22 protein-coding genes are annotated in these 23,186 nt (G+C 44.7%); 11 read left to right on the top strand and 11 right to left on the bottom strand.

Annotated features, from left to right (window positions below; all coding sequences use genetic code 11):
• Window positions 1-23: 23 nt before the first annotated feature.
• The 5 genes from surA to AB4585_RS05735 all read left to right on the top strand — a co-directional run bounded on the left by surA (window position 24) and on the right by AB4585_RS05735 (window position 4,415).
• Window positions 24-1,322 (top strand): peptidylprolyl isomerase SurA, encoded by a 1,299-nt coding sequence (gene surA / locus AB4585_RS05755; protein ID WP_017062940.1) that lies wholly within the window; start codon window positions 24-26, stop codon window positions 1,320-1,322.
• Window positions 1,309-2,301 (top strand): 4-hydroxythreonine-4-phosphate dehydrogenase PdxA, encoded by a 993-nt coding sequence (pdxA, locus tag AB4585_RS05750; protein WP_372155061.1) that lies wholly within the window; start codon window positions 1,309-1,311, stop codon window positions 2,299-2,301. Before surA ends, pdxA begins: the two co-directional genes overlap by 14 nt.
• On the top strand, window positions 2,298-3,113 hold the full coding sequence (gene rsmA / locus AB4585_RS05745) for a 16S rRNA (adenine(1518)-N(6)/adenine(1519)-N(6))-dimethyltransferase RsmA (protein ID WP_017062942.1): 816 nt from the start codon (window positions 2,298-2,300) through the stop codon (window positions 3,111-3,113). The genes pdxA and rsmA overlap by 4 nt, the downstream gene beginning before the upstream one ends.
• A gap of 88 nt (window positions 3,114-3,201) precedes the next feature.
• Window positions 3,202-3,582, top strand: a complete 381-nt coding sequence (gene apaG / locus AB4585_RS05740) for a Co2+/Mg2+ efflux protein ApaG (RefSeq protein ID WP_004735899.1) — start codon at window positions 3,202-3,204, stop codon at window positions 3,580-3,582.
• 29 nt (window positions 3,583-3,611) lie between these two features.
• The gene (locus AB4585_RS05735) at window positions 3,612-4,415 is read left to right on the top strand and encodes a symmetrical bis(5'-nucleosyl)-tetraphosphatase (RefSeq protein WP_017062943.1); all 804 of its coding nucleotides are present in this window, start codon (window positions 3,612-3,614) and stop codon (window positions 4,413-4,415) included.
• Window positions 4,416-4,489: 74 nt separating this feature from the next.
• Here AB4585_RS05735 and folA read toward each other — a convergent pair whose 3' ends face one another.
• The 6 genes from folA to rplU all read right to left on the bottom strand — a co-directional run bounded on the left by folA (window position 4,490) and on the right by rplU (window position 8,495).
• A complete protein-coding gene (folA, locus tag AB4585_RS05730) occupies window positions 4,490-4,969 on the bottom strand; it encodes a type 3 dihydrofolate reductase (RefSeq protein WP_172380432.1) in 480 nt (159 codons plus the stop codon).
• A gap of 36 nt (window positions 4,970-5,005) precedes the next feature.
• The gene (locus AB4585_RS05725; protein WP_017062945.1) at window positions 5,006-5,479 is read right to left on the bottom strand and encodes a threonine/serine exporter family protein; all 474 of its coding nucleotides are present in this window, start codon (window positions 5,477-5,479) and stop codon (window positions 5,006-5,008) included.
• The gene (locus tag AB4585_RS05720) at window positions 5,479-6,246 is read right to left on the bottom strand and encodes a threonine/serine exporter ThrE family protein (protein WP_017061378.1); all 768 of its coding nucleotides are present in this window, start codon (window positions 6,244-6,246) and stop codon (window positions 5,479-5,481) included. The genes AB4585_RS05725 and AB4585_RS05720 overlap by 1 nt, the downstream gene beginning before the upstream one ends.
• A gap of 164 nt (window positions 6,247-6,410) precedes the next feature.
• A complete protein-coding gene (gene cgtA, locus AB4585_RS05715) occupies window positions 6,411-7,583 on the bottom strand; it encodes an Obg family GTPase CgtA (protein ID WP_017061377.1) in 1,173 nt (390 codons plus the stop codon).
• Between the two features lie 323 nt (window positions 7,584-7,906).
• Window positions 7,907-8,164: a 50S ribosomal protein L27 gene (rpmA, locus tag AB4585_RS05710; protein WP_004735905.1), complete on the bottom strand. Its 258-nt coding sequence runs from the start codon at window positions 8,162-8,164 to the stop codon at window positions 7,907-7,909.
• Window positions 8,165-8,183: 19 nt separating this feature from the next.
• Window positions 8,184-8,495 carry a 50S ribosomal protein L21 gene (gene rplU, locus AB4585_RS05705; RefSeq protein WP_004740823.1) on the bottom strand — a complete coding sequence of 104 codons (312 nt, stop codon included), beginning with the start codon at window positions 8,493-8,495 and terminating at the stop codon, window positions 8,184-8,186.
• 268 nt (window positions 8,496-8,763) lie between these two features.
• On the opposite strand from rplU, the gene ispB reads away from it, so the two are divergent.
• Complete coding sequence (ispB, locus tag AB4585_RS05700) at window positions 8,764-9,735, top strand: octaprenyl diphosphate synthase (RefSeq protein WP_017061376.1); 972 nt, start codon at window positions 8,764-8,766, stop codon at window positions 9,733-9,735.
• A 131-nt stretch (window positions 9,736-9,866) separates the two neighbouring features.
• Here the strand turns inward: ispB and AB4585_RS05695 are convergent, their stop codons facing one another.
• The gene (locus AB4585_RS05695; protein ID WP_017061375.1) at window positions 9,867-10,058 is read right to left on the bottom strand and encodes a hypothetical protein; all 192 of its coding nucleotides are present in this window, start codon (window positions 10,056-10,058) and stop codon (window positions 9,867-9,869) included.
• 124 nt (window positions 10,059-10,182) lie between these two features.
• Entirely contained in the window at window positions 10,183-11,118 is a 936-nt protein-coding gene (mdh, locus tag AB4585_RS05690; protein WP_009847834.1) for a malate dehydrogenase, read from the bottom strand.
• A 332-nt stretch (window positions 11,119-11,450) separates the two neighbouring features.
• On the opposite strand from mdh, the gene argR reads away from it, so the two are divergent.
• The 4 genes from argR to AB4585_RS05670 all read left to right on the top strand — a co-directional run bounded on the left by argR (window position 11,451) and on the right by AB4585_RS05670 (window position 16,608).
• The gene (gene argR, locus AB4585_RS05685; protein ID WP_004740827.1) at window positions 11,451-11,921 is read left to right on the top strand and encodes a transcriptional regulator ArgR; all 471 of its coding nucleotides are present in this window, start codon (window positions 11,451-11,453) and stop codon (window positions 11,919-11,921) included.
• Window positions 11,922-12,263: 342 nt separating this feature from the next.
• Window positions 12,264-13,232, top strand: coding sequence for a TAXI family TRAP transporter solute-binding subunit (locus tag AB4585_RS05680; protein ID WP_017061374.1), 969 nt, complete (start codon window positions 12,264-12,266; stop codon window positions 13,230-13,232).
• Window positions 13,233-13,486: 254 nt separating this feature from the next.
• On the top strand, window positions 13,487-16,066 hold the full coding sequence (locus tag AB4585_RS05675) for a TRAP transporter permease (protein ID WP_065584689.1): 2,580 nt from the start codon (window positions 13,487-13,489) through the stop codon (window positions 16,064-16,066).
• A 104-nt stretch (window positions 16,067-16,170) separates the two neighbouring features.
• On the top strand, window positions 16,171-16,608 hold the full coding sequence (locus AB4585_RS05670; RefSeq protein WP_004740830.1) for a universal stress protein: 438 nt from the start codon (window positions 16,171-16,173) through the stop codon (window positions 16,606-16,608).
• Between the two features lie 84 nt (window positions 16,609-16,692).
• Here AB4585_RS05670 and AB4585_RS05665 read toward each other — a convergent pair whose 3' ends face one another.
• Both AB4585_RS05665 and rluA read right to left on the bottom strand, forming a co-directional pair.
• Window positions 16,693-17,655: a D-2-hydroxyacid dehydrogenase gene (locus AB4585_RS05665; protein WP_372169416.1), complete on the bottom strand. Its 963-nt coding sequence runs from the start codon at window positions 17,653-17,655 to the stop codon at window positions 16,693-16,695.
• Window positions 17,656-17,691: 36 nt separating this feature from the next.
• Window positions 17,692-18,426 carry a bifunctional tRNA pseudouridine(32) synthase/23S rRNA pseudouridine(746) synthase RluA gene (gene rluA / locus AB4585_RS05660; protein ID WP_136973949.1) on the bottom strand — a complete coding sequence of 245 codons (735 nt, stop codon included), beginning with the start codon at window positions 18,424-18,426 and terminating at the stop codon, window positions 17,692-17,694.
• A 158-nt stretch (window positions 18,427-18,584) separates the two neighbouring features.
• Here rluA and AB4585_RS05655 point away from each other — a divergent pair, with 158 nt between their 5' ends.
• Window positions 18,585-19,862: an NRAMP family divalent metal transporter gene (locus AB4585_RS05655; protein WP_065584686.1), complete on the top strand. Its 1,278-nt coding sequence runs from the start codon at window positions 18,585-18,587 to the stop codon at window positions 19,860-19,862.
• A 92-nt stretch (window positions 19,863-19,954) separates the two neighbouring features.
• Here AB4585_RS05655 and rapA read toward each other — a convergent pair whose 3' ends face one another.
• Window positions 19,955-22,864 (bottom strand): RNA polymerase-associated protein RapA, encoded by a 2,910-nt coding sequence (gene rapA / locus AB4585_RS05650; protein WP_017062952.1) that lies wholly within the window; start codon window positions 22,862-22,864, stop codon window positions 19,955-19,957.
• Between the last annotated feature and the right edge of the window lie 322 nt (window positions 22,865-23,186).

The raw sequence follows: 23,186 nt of genomic DNA, 5'->3' as shown, positions 1-23,186 counted from the left end.
TCAGTAAATTTAAAGGATTACACATGACATTGTGGAAACGCACATTAATTGCTATCGCAGCGACTTGTACTTTATCAACAAGCTTTGCAGCGCCAGTCGAGCTAGACAGCGTAAAAGTTATCGTTAACGAAGGCGTTATCTTACAAAGCGACATCGATGCCTCGATGAAGACGCTGCGCGCAAACGCTAAGAAAAGCGGGCAAACATTGCCATCGCAAGATGTGCTCAATGAGCAAGTACTAGAAAAACTGATCATCGATACTATTCAAACTCAAGAAGCAGAACGTATCGGTGTTCGTATTGATGATGCTCGACTTGATCAAGCAATTGAAGGTATCGCTAAAGACAACAACCAAACGGTAGAACAACTTACCGCATCGGTTGCTGAAGAAGGCCTTAGCTACAATGCATTTCGAGAGCAAGTAAGAAAAGAAATTGCGGCAAGTGAGGCTCGCAATGCTCTAGTTCGCCGTCGTATTAACATCCTTCCTGCAGAGGTCGATAACCTAGCGGATATCTTAGCGCAAGAGACTAACGCAACCGTTCAATACAAGATTGGACACATTCAACTTCGCTTCAATGATGACCAAACCAAAGAAGAGCTAGAAGCCCAAGCTAAAGAACTTGTCGAAGAACTGAACTCAGGCAAAGATTTCAGCACCATGGCATATACTTACTCTAAGGGTCCTAAAGCGCTGCAAGGTGGTGATTGGGGTTGGATGCGTAAAGAAGAGATGCCAACCATTTTTGCTGACCAGATCAAAATGCAAAATAAAGGCAGCATCATCGGTCCTTTCCGTAGCGGTGTAGGTTTCCACATTCTAAAAATTGAAGATGTGAAAGGCTTAGAAACCGTAGCAGTAACGGAAGTGAATGCTCGTCATATCTTGATTAAGCCAACCGTAATCTTGAGTGACGATGGCGCGAAAGAACAACTTGAAGAGATCACGCGCCGCGTAAACACAGGTGAAGCGAGCTTTGGCGACCTTGCACAGCAATACAGCCAAGATCCAGGTTCTGCAGTACAAGATGGTGAGCTAGGCTACCAAACACCAGATTTGTATGTACCAGAATTCAAACACCAAGTAGAAACGCTACCAGAAGGCAAAATCAGTGCGCCATTCAAAACCGTACACGGTTGGCACATTGTTGAAGTACTAGACCGTCGCGAAGTCGACCGTACCGATTCAGCTTTGAAAAACAAAGCTTACCAAATTCTATTTAACCGTAAATTCAACGAAGAAGCTGGTGCTTGGCTACAAGAAGTAAGAGCAAGTGCCTTTGTTGAGATGGTTGAGGACGACCAAGATGACAACAACTAAACGTGTTGTCATAACCGCAGGTGAACCAGCAGGGATAGGCCCAGATTTAACTTTGGCTCTATCTCAAGAAAGTTGGCCTCATCAACTCGTGGTTTGTGCTGATAAAACACTGCTATCCGAGCGAGCTAAAATTCTTGGTATCGAAGTCGATCTTCTGGACTACGATGCAAATGCAGCTAAGCAACCGCAACGCGCTGGCACACTGGTAGTGAAACACGTTCCACTTGCTGAAACGGCAGTTGCAGGTCAACTCAATGAGGCTAATGGTCATTACGTATTAAATACTTTAGAAACCGCAGCAATTGGCTGTATGAATGATGAATTTGATGCTATTGTCACCGGCCCCGTTCACAAGGGTGTAATTAACCGAGCTGGCGTTGCTTTTAGCGGCCATACCGAGTTCTTTGCAGAGAAGTCCAATACACCACTGGTGGTGATGATGTTGGCAACTGAAGGGCTGCGTGTTGCGCTAGTAACAACGCACATCCCACTAGCTTATGTATCTCAAGCTGTGACCGAAGACAGATTAGAGCAAATTATTGCTATTCTAAATAAAGACTTGGTTGAAAAATTTGCTATTGAGAAACCAACTATCTATGTGTGTGGCTTGAATCCACATGCTGGTGAAGATGGTTGTTTAGGGCGTGAAGAGATTGAAACTATCACCCCGACGCTAGAAAAAATTCGCCAAAAAGATGGCATCAATTTAGTTGGCCCATTGCCAGCAGACACCATCTTTAATGAAAAATATTTGCAAGATGCAGATGCTGTTTTAGGTATGTATCACGACCAAGTACTCCCGGTATTGAAATACAAAGGGTTTGGTCGCTCAGTGAACATCACGCTTGGCTTACCGTTTATTCGCACATCAGTCGACCACGGTACCGCCTTAGACTTGGCAGGGAAAGGCCAAGCCGATACAGGGAGCTTTAGAACAGCGCTCACGCACGCCATTGAATTAGTAGAGAAAAAGCAATGAGAAATGATGTCCACTTAGGGCACAAAGCGCGTAAACGTTTTGGTCAAAACTTCCTTAACGATCCATACATTATTGATGGCATCGTATCGAGTATTAACCCACTACCAGGTCAAAACTTGGTAGAGATCGGTCCTGGTCTAGGCGCAATTACTGAGCCTGTGGGTAAGCTTGTCGATAAATTTACTGTTATCGAATTGGATAGAGACCTTGCAGAACGTCTTCGTAACCATCCAGATCTTGCGGACAAGCTAACGATCCGTGAAGGCGATGCGATGAAGTTCGATTTCCAAGAACTGGTTAAGCCAAACAATAAGCTACGCATCTTTGGTAACTTGCCATATAACATCTCTACACCATTGATGTTCCACCTTTTTGAATTCCATAAAGACGTGCAAGACATGCACTTTATGCTTCAAAAAGAAGTGGTTAACCGTCTAGCTGCTGGCCCTGGCAGTAAAGCTTACGGTCGTCTTACTGTAATGGCTCAATACTACTGTAAAGTAACGCCTGTGTTAGAAGTTCCACCAACGGCCTTCGTTCCGCCACCGAAAGTAGACTCAGCAGTCGTGCGCCTACAGCCATACGAAGTGCTGCCTTATCCGGCAAAAGATCTGAAATGGCTAGATCGCGTATGTCGTGAAGGCTTTAACCAACGTCGTAAAACAGTTCGTAACTGCTACAAGAGCTTAATCGATAAGGAAGTGCTTGAAGAGCTAGGTATCAACCCAAGCATGCGTCCTGAGAACTTAACGCTCGAGCAGTTTGTCGACATGGCAAACTGGTTGTACGACAGTCATAACGCTGACAAATAAATAAAAAAGGCTCCTACACTTCGGTTAGGAGCCTTTTTTATGTAATACTTTAATTACATTAAGTATATCAACAACAAAAGGTGCGAATATGGATATATCTACGCCTTGTATCAAATGCCAGGTTCACTCTAAGTACATAGAAGAACAATCTGAGCCAACGAAGAATCGTTATGTCTTCGCCTACATTATTACCATCAAAAATCTAAGTAAAACAACGGTGCAACTTATGTCTCGCCGCTGGTTAATTACCGACTCTAACGGCAAGCAGCTCACCATTGAGGGTGATGGTGTAGTTGGCCAACAACCCGTGATTGAAGCCAACGACGAGTACACCTACACAAGTGGTACGGTCATCGAAACCCCTGTTGGCGTTATGCAAGGTCACTATGTGATGACCGATAACAAGGGCATTGATTTTATTACCGAAGTTGACCCATTCAGACTCGCAATCCCTAATATTCTTAATTAGCCGTACATCCGTATCTACAGGAAACTATTGTGTCGAATTACATTGTCGGAGACATCCAAGGGTGCTTCGACGAACTTCAAGGACTACTTGAAAAAATTAACTTTGATAAACACCAAGATACTTTATGGGTCGCCGGAGACTTAGTTGCTCGAGGCCCTAAATCATTGGAGACGTTACGCTTTATTCGTAACCTTGGTGACGCAGCTAAGGTTGTATTAGGCAACCACGACTTACATCTTCTGGCGGTGTCCTTAGGACTATTTCCAGCGAAACCAAAAGATAAGACTCAAGCGATTCTTGATGCTGAAGATCGTGAACTGCTAATCGAATGGTTAAGACAACAGCCTTTGCTTCAAGAACACCCAGAGTTCGTGATGTGCCATGCGGGTATCTCACCGCAGTGGAATCTAGAAAGAGCACGTGTTGAAAATCGAGAGATCGTATCCTTGTTAAAGTCCGATAAATGGCAATGGCTAATCGAAAACATGTACAGCAACGCGCCTGATTTATGGCATCAGGATTTACATGATATTGAGCGCTATCGCTATGCGATCAATAGCCTGACAAGAATGCGTTTCTGTTTTGAAGATGGCCGTCTCGACATGGCATGTAAGCTACCACCGAATGAGATTACCGATGAACCATTAGTGCCATGGTTTGACCTTCCGCAACGCATAAAGCTCGATAAAACCGTTGTTTTTGGACACTGGGCTGCGCTTGAAGGCTATAACGGAAAAGACGTAATTGGACTTGATACTGGATGCGTCTGGGGAGGTGAATTGACAATTCTTCGCTGGGAAGATAAACAGTTTTTCACTCAGAAAGCGCTATAAAGATACGAGAAACTTGCGCTACCTTGGTAGGGTAACGCAAGCATTTTTCAGAGACTAGCTATTGATAACCACAGTTAACGCTCGAGAATCACAAACTCCATGTTGTGTTTGTTTTTCTCGTCAGCTTGATAGCTCTCGTTAAAGCTCTGCTTCCAACCTTCACCCCAGTCAGGAAATTGTGTATCTCCATCGACGGCGAAATCGATGTAAGTCAGATACAACTTGTCCGCTTTAGGTAAGCAGCTCTCATAAATAGAGCCGCCACCAATGATCATCACCTCTTCAACATCACTGAGTAGCTCTAGAGCCTGTTCAATAGAAGTTACCGTCGTTACACCTTCAATCTTTAAACTCTCATCACGGCTGATTACGACATTCAACCGACCCGGCAAAGGGCGTCCAATAGAATCGTAGGTCTTACGTCCCATCACAACTGGTTTACCCATAGTCGAGCGCTTGAACCATGCGAAATCCGCAGGCAAGTGCCAAGGCATCTGATTATCTTTACCTATTACACGGTTATTGGCCATTGCTGCAATCATACTGATGATCATAAATCGAAAGTCCTGTCCCTAAAAAGAAAATTAACGCTAAACGATAGGTCTACGGCGATAGAATAACAGCCCTGGCACAGCTAAGCCAACCGCCAACCCTGCGATAATGAACATCGATTTTAAAAAGTTCTCCATCAACATTGCCAACAACTCAGGCGTGTAGCCTGCCCTGTTAATCTCCACCATCGCAATCATCGCCTTGAAGGCGAACACACCTGGCACCATAGGAATTAGAGCTGCAACCGTAAACACCTTCGGATGTGCTAACAGTTTATGTGACCAATGAACCCCTATCATACCAACCACGGTTGCGGCGAAGAACGTCGCCCATTCGATTGGAATACCAAAGTGCATCATCAGATACCGGCTACCATGACCGATAGAACCACCGAGTGCACAATAAATTAAAGCACGTTGCGGAACGTTAAACACCAATGCAAACCCAACCGCAGGAATAGCGGCGAAAAACATATCGTTGAGCAGACCTAAAAACAGTTCGAAAATACTCATTAGCTTGCCCACCCCCAAACATCTGATAGACTCATCGCCGCGACAATGCCCAAGCTCGTCGCCAGAGTTAATAAGCTGGCCATGGTAAAGCGCGCTAACCCCATATTAATATGGCCTTTAAGCATATCAGCGACGGAGTTAATCAGAGGAAAACCAGGTACTAACATTAATACAGATGAAGCCATCACGATCGTGGGTTGGCCGCCAATATTGTAAAGTACGGCTTGAGCTGAAATGGTCGTGGTAACGAATGCTGTGATAGCAAAGTTTAATAGCGGATTGAAATGGCGGTGCCCAATCTCTTGCCTGACGATCATACCGCAAGCTGAAGCAATAAAAGTCATCATGAAGACTTGCCAGTCTCCGCCCGCAAGGTGGCTAAAAGAGGCGCACGACAACCCTATCATCACAACCACTAACCAACGGTTGTAGCGCTCGGGGCTGATGTTTTGAATCTTTTTATACGCCAAATCATAATCGAGAATTCCCTTCTCCATCATGATGCAAATGCGTTGAATGTCGGTGATAACCTGCATGTTAATGCCACGATCAGCACAACTTCGAGTAGTGGTAATACAGTGATCATCCATTACGGTAGTTACAACAAGCGCATTGGCTGACAGTGCGACTTCAACCTCATTCACCCCACAAGCAATACCGATGCGACGCATGATATCGCCGACCAGTGTGCTCTCTGCCCCGTGCGCCAATAACATTTGTCCTGATTGAGCGACGAGTCTTGAGATCGCTCTTTGCTTTGATGCCATGATTTCCTTCCCATAGGCGTTAATTATCTAAAGATAAATTTTGCATAAAAAACAGTAAGACGTCATGATTTAGATACAAAAAAACCGCAATTTTCATTGCGGTTTAATAAAACTATCAGTGTACTTGTAAGAAGCGACCGATGCGTTATGAGAAACTAAGAGGATTAGTCACGAACATAGATAACATGGCCGTCATCCTCTTCGTCATCCCAATCGTCCCAATCGTCGTCATCTTCAGTAACGACATTCTTACCGCTCATCGCATCTTTATGGTAGTCATCCCACATAAAGTCTACTTTTTCTTCTTCTTCAACTTCTACAACTTCACGAGGTAGGTTTTCCATAAACTCACCTAGTTTGAAGCAAAGATCTTTGGTGCCGATTTTATTCACAGCAGAGATCTTGAAGTACTCGCCTTCCCAGCCCAAAGCATCGATGATTTCTTGAATCTTTTCGTCTGCTTCGTCTTCTGGCATTAGGTCAACTTTATTGAACACTAACCAGCGAGGTTTTTGTGAAACTTTTTCACTGTATTGCTCAAGCTCATCGATGATCGTTAGTGCATTCTGAATAGGATCAGATTGATCGATCGGCATAATGTCGATCATATGCAGAAGAACACGACAACGCTCAAGGTGCTTAAGGAATCGGATACCAAGGCCAGCGCCATCAGCTGCGCCTTCGATTAGTCCTGGGATATCGGCAACAACGAAGCTCTTTTCAGGGACAACACTTACCACACCCAAGCTTGGGATCAAAGTAGTGAACGGGTAATCAGCCACTTTTGGTTTCGCAGCAGATACTGAACGAATAAAAGTAGATTTACCTGCGTTTGGTAGGCCAAGCATACCAACGTCAGCTAATAGAAGAAGCTCTAAACGCAGTTCACGAACTTCGCCTTTAGTACCCATTGTCTTTTGACGAGGAGCGCGGTTAACAGACGATTTAAAACGCGTGTTACCAAGACCGTGCCAACCACCTTTACCAACCATTACTTTCTTGCCGTGTTCAGCAACTTCAGCAACGATTTCGTTGGTGTGGATATCAACTGCACGCGTACCAACTGGTACTTTCAGCGTAATGTCTTTACCACGTTTACCAGTACAGTTACCGCCGCGACCATTCTCGCCACGCTCTGCATTGTAAAAACGTTGGAAACGGTAATCGATCAGTGTGTTTAAGTTCTCATCCGCTTGGATGTAAACATCACCGCCGTCACCACCGTCGCCGCCATCAGGACCACCTTTAGCGACGAATTTTTCGCGCCAAAAGCTAACTGTACCATTACCGCCATCACCGGCTTCTATTTTTACTACCGCTTCATCAACGAATTTCATTTTTTAACTCCGCACTTACGTTGCGTTACCACTCATCAAGGAGTGATATAAATTCTAGCAGATCCGTGTTTAGATCGATCACCTAAGATCTAGGCCGACCTGCAACCAAGGAACAAATAAGGAGAGGTTCTTTGCTTCTTATTTCTTAAAAACAAACGGCTTCTTAAAAACTAATCTGTTTATCAAAAAATAAAACGGCTTCTCAAAACCAAAACAAGAGCGTCTGCTTTTTTATTCTTGCTATAAATAAAAAACCCTGCCGAATCGGCAGGGCTTTTGAATTCAGCTTGAAAGCTAATAAAATAATCTAGTTAAAGATTAAATTACTCAGCTTCGATGCTTACAAACTTACGGTTTTTAGGACCTTTAACAGCAAATTTCACTTTACCTTCAGTAAGAGCGAAAAGAGTGTGGTCTTTACCGATGCCAACGTTTGTGCCAGCGTGGAACTTAGTACCACGTTGACGAACGATGATGTTACCTGCAAGAACAGATTCACCACCAAAACGCTTAACACCAAGACGTTTGCTTTCTGAATCGCGGCCGTTATTAGTAGAACCGCCAGCTTTTTTATGTGCCATTGTTAAACTCTCCTAATACTTAAGCGTTAATGCCAGTGATTTTCACTTCAGTGAACCACTGACGGTGACCAGCTTGCTTACGCGAGTGCTTACGACGACGGAACTTAACGATTTTTACTTTATCGCCACGACCGTGTTGTACTACTTCTGCAGTAACCTTGCCACCTTCAACAAGAGGTGCACCAACAGCGATTTCTTCGCCGTTAGCAACAAGAAGAACTTTATCAAATTCAACAGTTGCACCAGTTTCAACGTCTAATTTCTCTAAACGAAGTGTTTGACCTTCGCTTACTCGGTGTTGTTTGCCACCAGATTGGAAAACAGCGTACATATTTTACTCCGCTTTTTCCGCACAGCCTATGGTTGTTAATTGTACAACTCGGGTGTGCGCTAAACTAATCAATAGGGCGCAGATTCTACGGGAATCATGGCGCTATGACAAGCCATATTTTTAAAAAATTGGCGAAAACCTGTTCGCCAAAGAAAAGTGCGGCAATCATGCCCTTTAGCGATGTATTAATCAACGTTTTTTAGTGTATTATTCAACAATTAAATACAACGTATAAGCCTTACAGGGTCTAACTTCAGCCGGATGAACAATGGATTTTAAAGCTATCCAAACGCTTACTGCCAATGATATGGCAAAAGTGAATGAAACAATTCAAGCCCAACTTAATTCTGACGTAAGTTTAATCAACCAGCTTGGTTTTTATATCGTTAGCGGTGGTGGCAAACGCCTACGCCCTTTGCTTGCTCTTTTATCTGCTCGCGCACTTGGTTATCAAGGTGAAGCTCATATCACCTCTGCAGCCTTTATCGAGTTTATTCACACCGCAACCCTGCTTCACGACGATGTTGTCGATGAATCAGACATGAGACGCGGTAAAGCGACGGCCAATGCCGCTTTTGGTAATGCCGCTAGCGTTTTGGTGGGTGACTTTATCTACACACGCTCATTCCAAATGATGACAACGCTAGGATCTTTAAAGATCCTTGAGCTAATGAGTGAAGCGGTAAACGTGATTGCCGAGGGTGAAGTTCAACAATTAATGAACTGCAATAACCCAGACACCACAGAAGAAAGCTACATGCAGGTGATCTACTCTAAGACTGCTCGTTTGTTCGAAGCTGCGACCCAAATCGGTGCGATTCTTACTGAGTCATCACCAGAGATCGAAACAGCAATGCAGAACTATGGTAAATACCTAGGCACCGCTTTCCAACTGATTGACGATGTGATGGATTACACTGCAGATGGTAAAGAGATGGGTAAAAACGTTGGTGACGATCTAGCCGAAGGCAAACCAACACTGCCTCTACTTTACGCAATGCATAATGGCTCTCCTGAACAAGCAAGCATGATTCGTGAAGCGATTGAGAAAGCGAACGGCATGGAACGTCTTGACGATATTATGGCTGTAATGAAAGAGACAGGCTCTTTAGAGTACACAACAAATAAAGCCTACGAAGAGGCCGATAAAGCCATCGCTGAGCTTTCTGTACTTCCTGACTCAGAATATAAGCAAGCGCTAACCACGCTCGCACACTTAGCTGTTAAACGCAGTAAGTAAGCAGGTTAATAGACAACTCGCGTCTAGCTTCTAGCTTCTAGCTTCTAGCTTCTAGCTTCTATATAAATAACAAAAAGAGCCTCAGGGCTCTTTTTTTTGGTTTTCAACAAATATTTGTAGGTGAGCCAAATTCAATATCGACTGGCTTCTAATGATAACGGCAGTTGTGCTTCAATCTCTTCAAGCTCTTCCATTGGCACCGCGTACTGCTCATGCCCGTTGTAAGTCTCTACTAGCGCGTACTGCTCTTGCTCATCAATTACCAATACTTTTCCTAAGTGCCCCAAATATTCGACATTCATACCCTTCTGAACAGTAGCCATAACATTTACCTTCACATTAATTGTAAAGCTAAATACGAGTAGCTTGAACTTCAGGATCAAAAAAGCCGATCATAATGACCGGCCCTTATTAATTAGCTTAAGTCTGAGTTAAATAGCGTTTCGCTTATTTAGCGAATTCAACACCAATCTCGATGTCACCATTTAGCGTTTCAAGCATGCTATCTAAAGCGTTACGTTCGAAGTCACTTAGCTCACCGTAGCTAAGGATCGCTTCAGCGCCCTCTTTGCCTAGTTTAACTGGCTGTGCGAAGAATGGAGCGTGCTCGCCTTCACCTTCAACGTATGCACATTCAATCACGTTTTCTTCACCTTGAAGTGCTTTAACTAGTGCAAGACCGAAACGACAAGCCGCTTGACCCATAGACAGTGTCGCACTGCCGCCGCCAGCTTTAGCTTCTACTACTTCAGTACCTGCATTTTGGATGCGAGTCGTTAGCGCTGCAATTTCTTCATCAGTGAACTCTACGCCTTCAACTTGAGAAAGTAGAGGAAGAATCGTTACGCCTGAGTGACCACCGATAACAGGAACACGGATGTCGCCTGGATCTTTGTCTTTTAGTTCAGCAACGAACGTTTCAGAACGAATCACATCAAGAGTCGTAATACCGAATAGACGACGCTTGTCGTAAACGCCCGCTTTCTTCAGTACTTCAGCCGCGATTGGCACTGTTGTGTTTACTGGGTTAGTAATGATACCAACACAAGCAGTCGGACAAGTAACTGCGATTTTCTCTGCAAGAGACTTAACAATGCCAGCGTTCACATTGAAAAGATCCGCACGATCCATACCAGGCTTACGAGCAACACCCGCTGAAATAAGTACAACATCCGCACCTTCTAGTGCTGGTGTTGGATCTTCACCCGCGTAACCTTTGATCGAAACAGGCGTTGGGATATGGCTAAGATCGGCAGCAACACCCGGTGTTACCGGAGCGATGTCGTAAAGTGCAAGATCTGAACCAGCAGGTAGGCGGTTCTTAAGTAGTAGGGCTAGGGCTTGACCGATGCCACCAGCGGCACCAATAACAGCTACTTTCATTGTTATTCTCCTTGAGAGCTTTCTCTTATAGATTCTTTGTAGGGTAATTCTTGAGCTAAATCTAAGTTAAAAAACTATATTAATCACAAAGTGATTACAATCAATTAACGCTAGCTTTGCGACTTCGCGCAAGTCAATAAAACCGTGCTACACAGCAAGTTCGCATTATGGCGATAATCGACTGAAATAACAAAATAAGTCGTCGCAAATAACACATTATTCCATTAAATATTTACAGTGATATGACTAACAAATTACAGGGATGTTTTGGCTAAAATTGAATATGTATGCGAGAATATGCAAACATCTTTGTTAATGAATAAGAATGACATATGCGCAATACAGAAAAGCAAGACAACTTAGTTCGTGCATTTAAAGCCTTACTAAAAGAAGAACGTTTTGGCTCACAAGGCGAAATTGTTGATGCTCTAAAACACGAAGGTTTTGAAAGCATCAACCAGTCTAAAGTCTCGCGTATGTTAACCAAGTTTGGTGCCGTTCGAACTCGTAACGCAAAAATGGAGATGGTTTACTGTCTTCCTGCTGAGCTAGGTGTTCCGACCGTTTCTAGCTCTTTACGAGAATTAGTACTAGATATTGACCACAACAATGCATTGGTGGTGATACACACAGGTCCTGGTGCGGCGCAGCTGATTGCTCGTTTATTAGACTCACTAGGTAAGTCGGAAGGTATACTGGGCGTAGTCGCAGGTGATGACACTATCTTCATTACTCCAACGTTATCGGTTACCACTAAGCAACTGTTTGATTCAGTGTGCGAACTGTTTGAATACGCTGGATAATTGATCTCTGTTTCATAACTATCAGCCTTATTAATGGATCACGAGCATCTATTCGCTTCGTGATCCAAATCACATCCTCGAATATCCATACCTCCCTTCCAAAATCACACTAAACTATTGATTTTAAAAAACTCAGTAGTAAATCAAACACGAGATCCAGACATCATTTGTTAGATTTTTCAGCTATATCTTTTAACATTCGAGTAATTTTCTGCCAATTTTTGATATTATTCAGCCACTTTTTCATCACATGGATTGAAAAAGGTGCCGTTTCCAAATAGGAAACTCCTGAAGCAACTACACTTGTTTCAGGGTTAATAATGAATAAAGGAAGGGAAATTCATGGCATTTACCAAACTTATTAAAGTTGGTGCTATTGCAGCTGCTGTAATGGGCGCTGGCGCTGTTAACGCTCAAGAGTTCATCACGATTGGTACTGGTTCAGTTACGGGTGTTTACTACCCAACTGGTGGTGCGATTTGTAAGCTAGTGAACAAGGGCCGCAAAGACCACAACATTCGTTGTTCTGTAGAGTCTACTGGTGGTTCAATCTACAACGTTAACACCATCCGTGCTGGTGAACTAGATTTCGGTGTTGTTCAATCGGACTGGCAATACCACGGCTACAACGGTACAAGTAAGTTCAAAGATCAGGGCGAATACAAGAAACTTCGCGCGATGTTCTCTCTACATACAGAACCGTTCAACATCATCGCTCGTACTGATGCTGGCATCAACAATGTGTCTGACCTAGCAGGTAAGCGTGTAAACATTGGTAACCCAGGTTCTGGTGACCGTGCAACGATGGGTGTTGTAATGGACGCTATGGGCTGGACTAACGACAGCTTCAAGCTTGCTTCTGAACTTAAAGGTTCTGAGCGTTCACAAGCACTTTGTGATAACAAGATAGATGCATTCATCTACATGGTTGGTCACCCGAACGGATCAATCAAAGAAGCAACAACGTCTTGTGATGCAAAACTGGTTTCAGCAACAGGTCCACAGATCGACAAGATCGTAGCTGAAAACCCATACTACGCTTACAGCACAGTTCCTGCTGGTATGTACCGTGGTACTGACGCTGACGTAAACAGCTTCGGTGTTGCAGCTACTATGGTAACAACTTCAGACGTTTCTGAAGAAGTTGCATACAACGTTGCTAAGGCAGTATTTGAAAACTTTGACACTTTCAAACGCCTACACCCAGCATTTGCTAACCTGAAAAAAGAAGACATGGTTAAAGCGGGTATCTCTATCCCTCTTCACCCAGGCGCAGCAAAATACTACAAAGAAGTGGGCCTTCTAAAGTAACTCTACTTTAAGCCTACTACACCAATAAGGAGGCTAGCCCTCCTTATTGGCTTTTCACGTTTTATAAAAATAATTTAAGTGAAAAGAACAGCCCTTTAAGTTTCTCCAATTTGGCGGACTTACCTTCGTATCAAGCCTAAGACAAAGACGAGCAAAAAACGCATTTCCCTATCCATTCACTACACTAGATAGGAAAGAAATAACGTCTCGTTGTTCGTAAGAAAGGCAGACCATCAATAATAAGGATAAAGTACATGACGCAGACAACATCACCGTCTCCAGATGTGCAAGAAATGGTGGCACAATCAGATACTGGTGCGCGTAGCCCTCGTGGTATCCAAGGCCGTATTTTATGGTTTGTGCCTCTATGTTGGTCACTGTTCCAACTTTGGTATGCATCTCCGCTGCCGTTCATTTTTAACTTCGCAATTTTAAACGACACTGAAGCTCGAGCAATTCACCTTACGTTTGCTATTTTCCTAGCCTTTACCGCTTATCCAGCCATGAAGAATTCGCCTAGGGATCGCATCCCCGCAGTCGATTGGATATTAGCGCTTGTAGGTAGCTTTTCAGCTTCTTATATCTATATTTTCTATACTGAACTCGCTGAGCGATCGGGCGCACCAACAACATTCGATATTGTTGCGGCTGTATTCGGTATGGTTTTACTGCTTGAAGCAACACGACGCGCTTTGGGTCCACCTCTTATGGTTGTGGCAGCAGTATTCCTACTTTATACCTTTGGCGGCCCTCACATGCCGGACGTTATTGCCCACAAAGGTGCGAGCCTGAACAAGGCAATGTCGCATCTGTGGCTAACAACTGAAGGTGTATTCGGTGTGGCACTTGGCGTATCAACGTCATTCGTATTCTTGTTTGTACTGTTTGGTGCAATGCTAGAACGTGCTGGCGCCGGTGCTTACTTTATTAAAGTTGCATTCTCACTGCTTGGTCACATGAAAGGCGGCCCAGCGAAAGCAGCCGTTGTCGCATCAGGTCTGTCTGGTTTGGTATCAGGTTCATCTATCGCGAACGTGGTAACCACGGGTACCTTTACTATCCCGCTAATGAAGCGTGTTGGTTTCCCGGGCACTAAAGCAGGCGCAGTAGAAGTCGCGGCTTCAACCAATGGTCAATTAACACCACCTATCATGGGTGCAGCAGCCTTCTTGATGGTTGAGTATGTGGGCATTTCGTATGTAGAAGTAATCAAAGCCGCGCTACTGCCCGCTCTGATCTCTTACATCGCTCTGATTTACATTGTTCATCTAGAAGCATGTAAAGCAGGTATGACTGGCCTACCTCGTCGCCACACACCAACTATCGTACAAAGCTTACTGTCTTTCACGGGTACCATTTTAGGTCTGTGTGTTATCAGTGCCGCAGTTTACTACGGTGTCGGTTGGACGAAAGATGTCTTTGGCGATGCTGCAACACCAATCGTAACGGTGGCTCTATTAGTCGCTTATGTCGCTCTGGTTCGTGTATCAGCAAAATACGCATCTGAAGGCGGCATGGAAATCGATGCGGATCTCAAAGAAGTTCCGGATCCAGGTCCAACAATTAAGTCTGGCCTGCACTTCCTATTGCCTATCGTGGTGCTTGTTTGGTGTTTAACAGTTGAACGTTTCTCTCCAGGTCTGTCGGCATTCTGGGCGACCGTGTTCATGATCTTCATTCTGATCACTCAGCGTCCGTTAATGACTCTGATGAACAAATCAGACGATCTTGCAGAGCAAACTAAAGCTGGCTTCGTTGATCTCGCAGAGAGCTTGGTTTCAGGCGCACGTAACATGATTGGTATCGGTGTCGCGACAGCGGCTGCAGGTACGGTTGTAGGCGTGGTGACTCTAACGGGTATCGGTCTAGTAATGACGGACTTCGTTGAGTTTATCTCAGGCGGTAGCATCATTCTTATGTTGCTATTCACTGCAGTAATCAGCTTGATCTTAGGTATGGGCTTGCCAACCACAGCAAACTACATCGTTGTATCAACGCTGATGGCTCCGGTAATCGTGACCCTAGGCGCTGCGCACGGCTTGATCATTCCATTGATTGCGGTTCACTTATTCGTGTTCTACTTCGGTATTCTTGCGGATGATACACCTCCGGTAGGTCTCGCGGCGTTTGCAGCAGCGGCAATTGCGAAATCAGATCCGATTCGTACTGGTATCCAAGGCTTCACCTATGATATCCGTACCGCAATTCTACCTTTCATGTTCATCTTCAATACTCAACTACTACTGATGGGCATTGATTCTTGGTGGCACTTAGCACTAACGATTTTCTCATCTGTGACTGCGGTACTTATCTTCGCAGCTGCAACACAAGGTTGGTGGTTCACCAAGAACAAGTGGTGGGAAACGGTGCTGCTTATTGCATTAACCTTCACTTTCTTCCGCCCTGGCTTCTGGTGGGACATGATTTACCCAGAGAAAGTTCTTTCACCTGGAGTTGAGATTGCTCAAATCACGGAAAAGCTGGATGTGGGACAATCACTTGAACTTAGAGTGGGTGGCGAAAACTTAGAAGGTGACTATTCTGAAAAGACAGTTCGCCTGCCGTTTGAAGATTCTGCGACCTCAAGTGAAGATCGTATTGCCTCTATGGGTCTAATGCTGACTGAATCAGAAGGCAAGATGATTGTTGATATGGTTGAGTTCGGTAGCCCAGCAGAAGCGGCTGGTATTGATTTCGATTGGGAAATCAAATCCGTTATCCAAGATGCAGATCGACCAATGAAAGAGTGGGTATTCTTACCAGCTCTGATCATTTTGATTGGTTTAGCGATGAACCAAAGAAGACGTGCTCGTAAGGATGAGATTAGCGCGTAATGGATAAGGCTGAGTAGTGCTTAGCGCTATTTGGCTTTATTACATGGAAAGGATAATTACAGTGCTAAGTGAAAGCTTAGCGCTGATTAAAAAGAGACGAATACATGTATAAACAAATCCTTGTTCCTGTTGATCTTAATGACAAAGGCTTTTCTGATAAGGCAGTCGAACTGGCGGTATGGCACGCAAAACACAGCAATGCTGAAATCCACATTCTGAACGTACTACCAGGCATTCACATGTCGATGGTGGCGTCTTACTTCCCGAAAGATGCAGCGAACCAAATGAAGCTTGATGTTAAAAATCAGCTGAAAGAGTTTGCCGACAAACACATCGACGATGAAGTGGTTTACAAAGTTCATGTTGCTGAGGGTAAAACCTACGCGACGATTCTTGATTACGCAGAAAAGCTTGGCGCCGACCTTATCGTGATGCCTAGCCATAAGCGTTCAAAAATCGACAAAGTGGTACTTGGCTCGGTTGCAAGCAAAGTAGTACAGAACTCACCAATCAATGTATTGGTGGTTAAACCGCAAGGTTAAGTCATTTAATCGACACACAATCTAAAAAGGTTGGCCTACAGGCCAACCTTTTTTGTTTTGCGTTCGCACCATTTAATTCTTTAATCAACTCACTAAGTTCTGCGGATTACCCTCAACAAACCCATCAATATTATCGATTAAGATATCAGACAGTTTTTGAATTGAACTGTCACTGCCCCACGCCACATGTGGAGTGAGTAATAAGTTCGGTAAGTGGCTATTAGCCAATAGTGGATTTGAGTTGTCGGCTGGCTCTTGTGTAAACACATCCATACCTGCGCCTGCAATCTCATGTTTTTTCAAAGCCTCAACTAGGGCTTGTTCATCTACTAGACCTCCGCGCCCGGCATTAATTAATACCGCGCTCGATTTCATCATTGTGAGCTCTCGCTCTGAAATCAGATTTTGGGTCGCTTCAGTCAATGGACAATGCAAGCTGATCGCATCGGCTTGCTGCAACACTGTATCAAAAGGCAGATACCCCTCTCGACAAGACTCCGCCCCTTTTCGCTCAGCAAAAATCACCTTCATACCTATCGCTTTAGCCAGTATCGCAGTCGCTTGGCCTAAGCTGCCACTACCGATTAAGCCCAATGTGCTGCCAGCCATATCTTGAATCGGATGTGTAAAAAAACAGAACTGCTTGTCCTTTTGCCACTCCCCGACTTCAATGTCTTGATGATAACCAACAAGGTTTCGTTTTAGCGTAAACAGCATAGCAATCACATGTTCAGGAACCGATTGAGTCGCATAACCTTGTACGTTTGTCACTGCAATGTTTTTAGATTTGCAGTATTCCACATCGACATTATTGACACCGGTCGCTGAAACCGCGATCAACTTGAGTTTTTTCGCACCAGCGAGATTCGACTCATTGAGCACTACCTTGTTAGTGATCACCACATCAGCTTCTTCAACTCGCTCTGATACTTGCTCAGGAGCTGTGAAATCATACTCTACCCATTCATGCTCAAAGCTCAGAGGCTTTAAATGAATTTGAGATGGGATAGTCGCTCTATCGAGAAACACAACATTCAGCGTTGGCATTCTTCTTCCTTGGTTAGATCTATGAATCAGTCCATTCTAAGCTTTTAGCTTACTGTAGTCTGGAAGCTCAAGCGCAATTTCAAAGTGCTGTTCGATTTGTGGCGATGCTTGAGGATAAAAGTCACAGGGAACAAAGGCTTTAAACAATTGATTATTCGCTGGATGATAAAAGCTCAGCTCACACGCATGCAAAGCCAACCTATCACTGTATTCAAATGCTTCTGATGTTGCGTAAAACTCATCGCCCACAATCGGTGCGCCTATTTCCATGCAATGCACTCTCAATTGGTGAGAACGCCCGGTAATTGGCAGTAACTTAAGTAAAGTCGTTTGGAGTTCTTGCTGTTCTACCACATAACGAGTCTGTGATGATTTACCATCCTCGAAACACACTTTTTGCTTCGGCCGGTTTGGCCAATCGCAAATAAGAGGGAGGTCAATCAAACCTTCTGCTTCTTCTACTGAACCCCATACTCGGGCGTAATAGAGTTTGTGTGTCAGTCGATATTGAAATTGCTTCTTCAAATGACGCTCAGCTTGTTTGTGTTTAGCGAGCAGCATCAAGCCTGAGGTCGACATGTCCAATCGATGAACGACTTGAATCTCTGGAAATTCGACAACTAACCGACTCCACATGCTGTCGTAATGCTCAGGTAACCTACCCGGAACAGAAAGCAGGCCTGCAGGCTTGTTCACCACAAGAATATCGTCATCTTGATAAACAATATCAATCCACGGTTCACGCGGTGGTGTGTACTGTTCTAACGCCATTGAAGCCTCTTAATTGCTAGTGAATAAATAATTTACGGTTGATTCGTTTATAAATAAATACAACTTTCAACATTTTCGTACATAAAAGTTGACGACTTTACAAAACATGGTATTGATAGGGTAACGGATAATAAGAAGTCAGCATCAAAGGAAAAACGATGGACAGTACGGTTAAAACCACCAACACAAAAACACCAACCTCAGCTCCCCTATCAAGTTTAATTAAGTCTCTTGGCCCAGGCGTTATGATGGCCGCAGCGGCTGTAGGTGGTTCTCACTTAGTCGCCTCAACCAAGGCGGGTGCGATTTATGGTTGGCAGCTTGCCGCTCTCATTATCCTCGTTAACGTATTTAAATATCCATTCTTCAGAGCCGGCATCCAATACACGCTAGGAACGGGTCAAAGCTTGGTGGAAGGTTACTCTAACCTAGGCCGCCCATACCTTGTGATCTTTTCGATCTTGAGTGCCATATCTGCGGTCGTGAATACCGCTGCCCTGCTATTATTCAGTGCAAGCCTACTCAGTTACTTTGTTCCTTTCGATTTAGCCACTAGCACCTTGTGCATGATCGTTTTAGCGACCTGTTTGATCATTCTGTTTGCTGGCCATTATCGTGCTCTAGATACACTATCTAAAGCGATCATGGCGATCTTAACCATCACAACCTTAGCTGCAGTCGCCATTGCTATCGGCTCTCCAGTCGAACCTGATGCTGCTTTTGTTCCACCGTCGCCTTGGTCATTGGCTGCTATTGGTTTTATCGTGGTGACCATGGGTTGGATGCCTGCGCCTATCGAAATATCAAGCATCACCTCTATGTGGCTAAAAAGCCAAAAAGAGAAGCAGGAAGTGACCGCACAATCAGCGCTGTTCGACTTTAACGTTGGCTACATTGGTACGGCGCTGCTTGCTTTAGTATTCGTTGCGTTAGGCGCGCTAGTACTTCACGGTTCGGGAGTTGAACTGTCTCGCTCCGGTGTTGGCTTTACTCATCAATTGGTCGGCATCTACGCTTCGACAATTGGTGAATGGTCTCGCCCGTTAATCGCTCTTATCGCTTTCTTCTGTATCTTTGGTAGCACCATTACCGTTATCGATGGCTACTCACGCGTGCTTGCTGAATCACAACGTCTATTATTCAAAAAAGATTCAAGCCCAAGAATGCTGCAAGGCTGGATAATCATTGTCTCTATCGCGGCACTCGCGATTGTGATGTTCTTTAGCGCAGCACTGATGCCTATGCTCGATTTCGCAATGGTACTCGCGTTTGCAACAACGCCATTCTTCGCTCTGCTTAATTTCATCTTGGTCAACAAAGCTAAGCTTCCAGAAGCGCTAGCCATTGGCAGCAAACTAAAATGGTTGTCTGTAGCAGGTCTTGTTTACCTATTTGGTTTCCTAGCGGTATTTGTTTGGTGGAAGTGGTTAATGTAACCAGCTACTTGAATTGTTAATTAAGCTACAGATACAAATAAGGCCTTCATAATGAAGGCCTTATTTCGTTGAAGCATTTCGCTAATTCAAAACTAGTTGTGAGAAACCACAATCAAGCGTAATGAATCTAGCTGAACCTGAGCTTTGCTGATGTAACCGGTCAGTTCATTGATTTGAGCTTCGATTACCTCTAGCTCTTCATCACGAATATTAGGATTCACGGCTTTAAGCGCTTGTAGACGCTCTAATTCACCGTTCAGGTTAGTCTGCATATCTCGTTGAGCTTGTTCACGCACTTCTTCCACTTTAGGAAGTACGTGCGTCTCACCCGCTTCGATTAGCTTGTGAATTTCACCTTGTACCGAGTTAACTAGCTTGCTCGCTAGGTGACGGTTTACAGGGCTTAATTGACGGTTAAAGCTGTCGAACTCAACCTGAGCTGATAAGTCATTACCACGGCCATCCATCATCAAACGAATTGGCGTCTTAGGCAAGAACTGGCTGATACCGCTGCGTTTCGGCGCTTGCGCATCCACAAGGTAAACCAGCTCAAGCAGGATAGTACCCACTGGCAGCGCTTTGTTTTTCAGTAGTGATACCGCTGATGCACCAACACCTTCACTCAGTAGCAGATCGATACCGCCCTGAATCATTGGGTGTTCCCAGCTAATGAAGTTCATGTCTTCACGAGAAAGCGCAGTATCACGATCAAACGTGATGGTTGCGCCTTCGTATGGTAAGCCTGGGTAGCTTGGCACCATCATGTGCTCAGACGGCGTTACAACCAGAGCATTCTCACCCTTGTCGTCTTGGTTCAAGCCAATCGTATCGAACAGGCTTAGTGCAAACGTTACTAGGTTAGTGTCGCCGTCAGTCGAGGCAATCTTCTCTGCAATTTCATGCGCTTTGTCGCCGCCGTTTGAGTGCATTTCTAATAGGCGATCACGGCCTTTTTCTAGATCTGATTTCAGGCTTTGATTTAGCTTGGCAGACTCTTCAATCACTTCATCAAGTTGCTCAGTGTTACCAGAAGCCAGCATCTCGATAAGAACATCTGAGTACTTATCGTAAACCGTGCGACCCGTTGGACAAGTTTCCGCAAATGCATTCAGACCTTCATCGAACCAACGCGCAAGGATCGCCTGTGATGTGCCTTTTAGGTAAGGAACATGAATGTCGATATCACGCAGCTGACCGATACGGTCCAAACGGCCAATACGTTGCTCAAGCAAGTCTGGGTTGAATGGAAGATCGAACATCACAAGTTGGTTAGCGAACTGGAAGTTACGACCTTCAGAGCCGATTTCACTACAGATAAGAACCTGAGCGCCGCCCTCTTCTTGAGCAAAGTAAGCCGCAGCTTTATCACGCTCTAGAATCGACATGCCTTCGTGGAATACGGTTGCACGCACACCTTCACGCTCACGCAGTGCTTGCTCTAATTGAAGAGCCGTACTTGCACGAGAGGCGATCACTAGGATTTTCTCGCTGCGCTTGTCTTGGATCTTTTCAATCAACCAGTTAACACGTGAGTCGAACTGCCACCAGCTTGAATCTTCACCTTCAAACTCTTGGAAGATCTCTTCTGGATACAGCATCTTCATTGCACGAGCTTCGGGAGCCATTTTGCCACCGATCATGCCAGATACACGCATTGAGGTTGTGTACTGCGTTGGAATCTCCATCGGCAGTAGGTTTACATTACGCTTAGGGAAGCCTTTGATTGCAGCACGTGTGTTTCTGAAAAGAACACGGCCAGTACCATGGCGATCCATAAGGTTATCAATCAATTCTTGGCGAGCTAACGCTTGCTCTTCTTCGCTGCTATCACCTTCGATAACGCGGAATAGAGGCTCAACATCTTGCTCAGAAAGCAGTTCCGTAATCTGGTTCTTCGCGCTGTTTTCAAGCTTCACTCCAGAGAACAGAGCCGTTACTGCATCAGCAACCGGTGCGTATTGGTCTTCTTCTTCAACGAATGCTTCGTAATCGTAGAAGCGATCAGGATCAAGCAGACGCAGACGTGCAAAGTGGCTCTCACGACCAAGCTGTTCAGGCGTTGCTGTTAGTAGTAGCACACCAGACGTATTTTCCGCTAAGCCTTCAACCACTTGGTATTCACGGCTTGGTTTGTCTTGGCTCCACTCAAGGTGGTGCGCTTCATCGACAACCAACAAGTCCCACTCGCCTTCAAGAGCTTGCTCGTAGCGCTTGCGGCTCTTACGTAGGAAGTCCAAAGAACACAAAACGTATTGCTGGGTATCAAATGGGTTGTCTGATTCAGCAAACGCTTCGATACAACGCTCTTCGTCAAAGATAGAGAAGTGCAGATTGAAACGACGCATCATCTCTACTAACCATTGATGTTGTAGAGTTTCAGGAACCACAATAAGAATACGTTCAGCACGGCCAGACAGCACCTGTTGGTGGATGATCATGCCCGCTTCGATGGTTTTACCTAGGCCAACTTCATCGGCCAGTAAAACACGCGGAGCGTGACGACGACCCACTTCATGAGCGATGTATAGCTGATGAGGGATTAAGCCAGCACGCATACCACACAAGCCACGCATAGGGCTCTTGTGTTGTTGGTACTGGTTGCTCAGCGCGCGGTAACGCAACACAAAGTTATCCATACGATCGATTTGACCCGCGTACAGTTTATCTTGTGGCTTGTTAAATCGGATCTGGTTGCTTAAGAAGATTTCACGCAGAGTGACTTCTGTTTCTTGGGTATCTTCGCGAGTACCTAAGTAGGTTAGCAGCCCTTTGTCTTCGATAACTTCTTCGACAGACAGAGACCAACCTTCTTGGCATTCGATGACATCGCCTACATTAAACGTTACTCGGGTTACGGGAGCATCAGTACGTGCATAAACACGGTTTTCTTCTGACGCTGCAAACATTAGTGTCACTGTGCGAGCATCCATTGCTACAACGGTACCTAAACCTAAATCGCTCTCCGTATCGCTTATCCAGCGTTGCCCCAAAGCAAATGTCATGAATCGACTACCTCAATCTTATAGTTGGAATTTGGTCTTCTTAACTGCAGTTTCAAACAAGAACGTTATCGCTCCTGAACTAAAAATATAGCCAAAAATGTCTAGTTTGCAGCCACTTTTTAAGTGCGCTCTCAATAATAAATATCTCGAGAAAATGGTGCAGAAAAAGGTCGCTAATCTTACTCGATGCTGTGATTTAGGTCACGCCTAAAGGAGATGATTTCATGCTTTTTTTCTGTTTTCGCCAGTGCAATCAAACTGTCAAAAATTCATGGTTAATCTATAGGTAGCAGATTGCTGCTCTCAAACGAATACACCATAT

The sequence above is a fragment of the Vibrio sp. 10N.222.49.C9 genome (assembly GCF_041474985.1).
Lineage (GTDB): Bacteria > Pseudomonadota > Gammaproteobacteria > Enterobacterales > Vibrionaceae > Vibrio > Vibrio crassostreae_C.
This window is presented reverse-complemented; position numbering and strand designations above follow the sequence as displayed.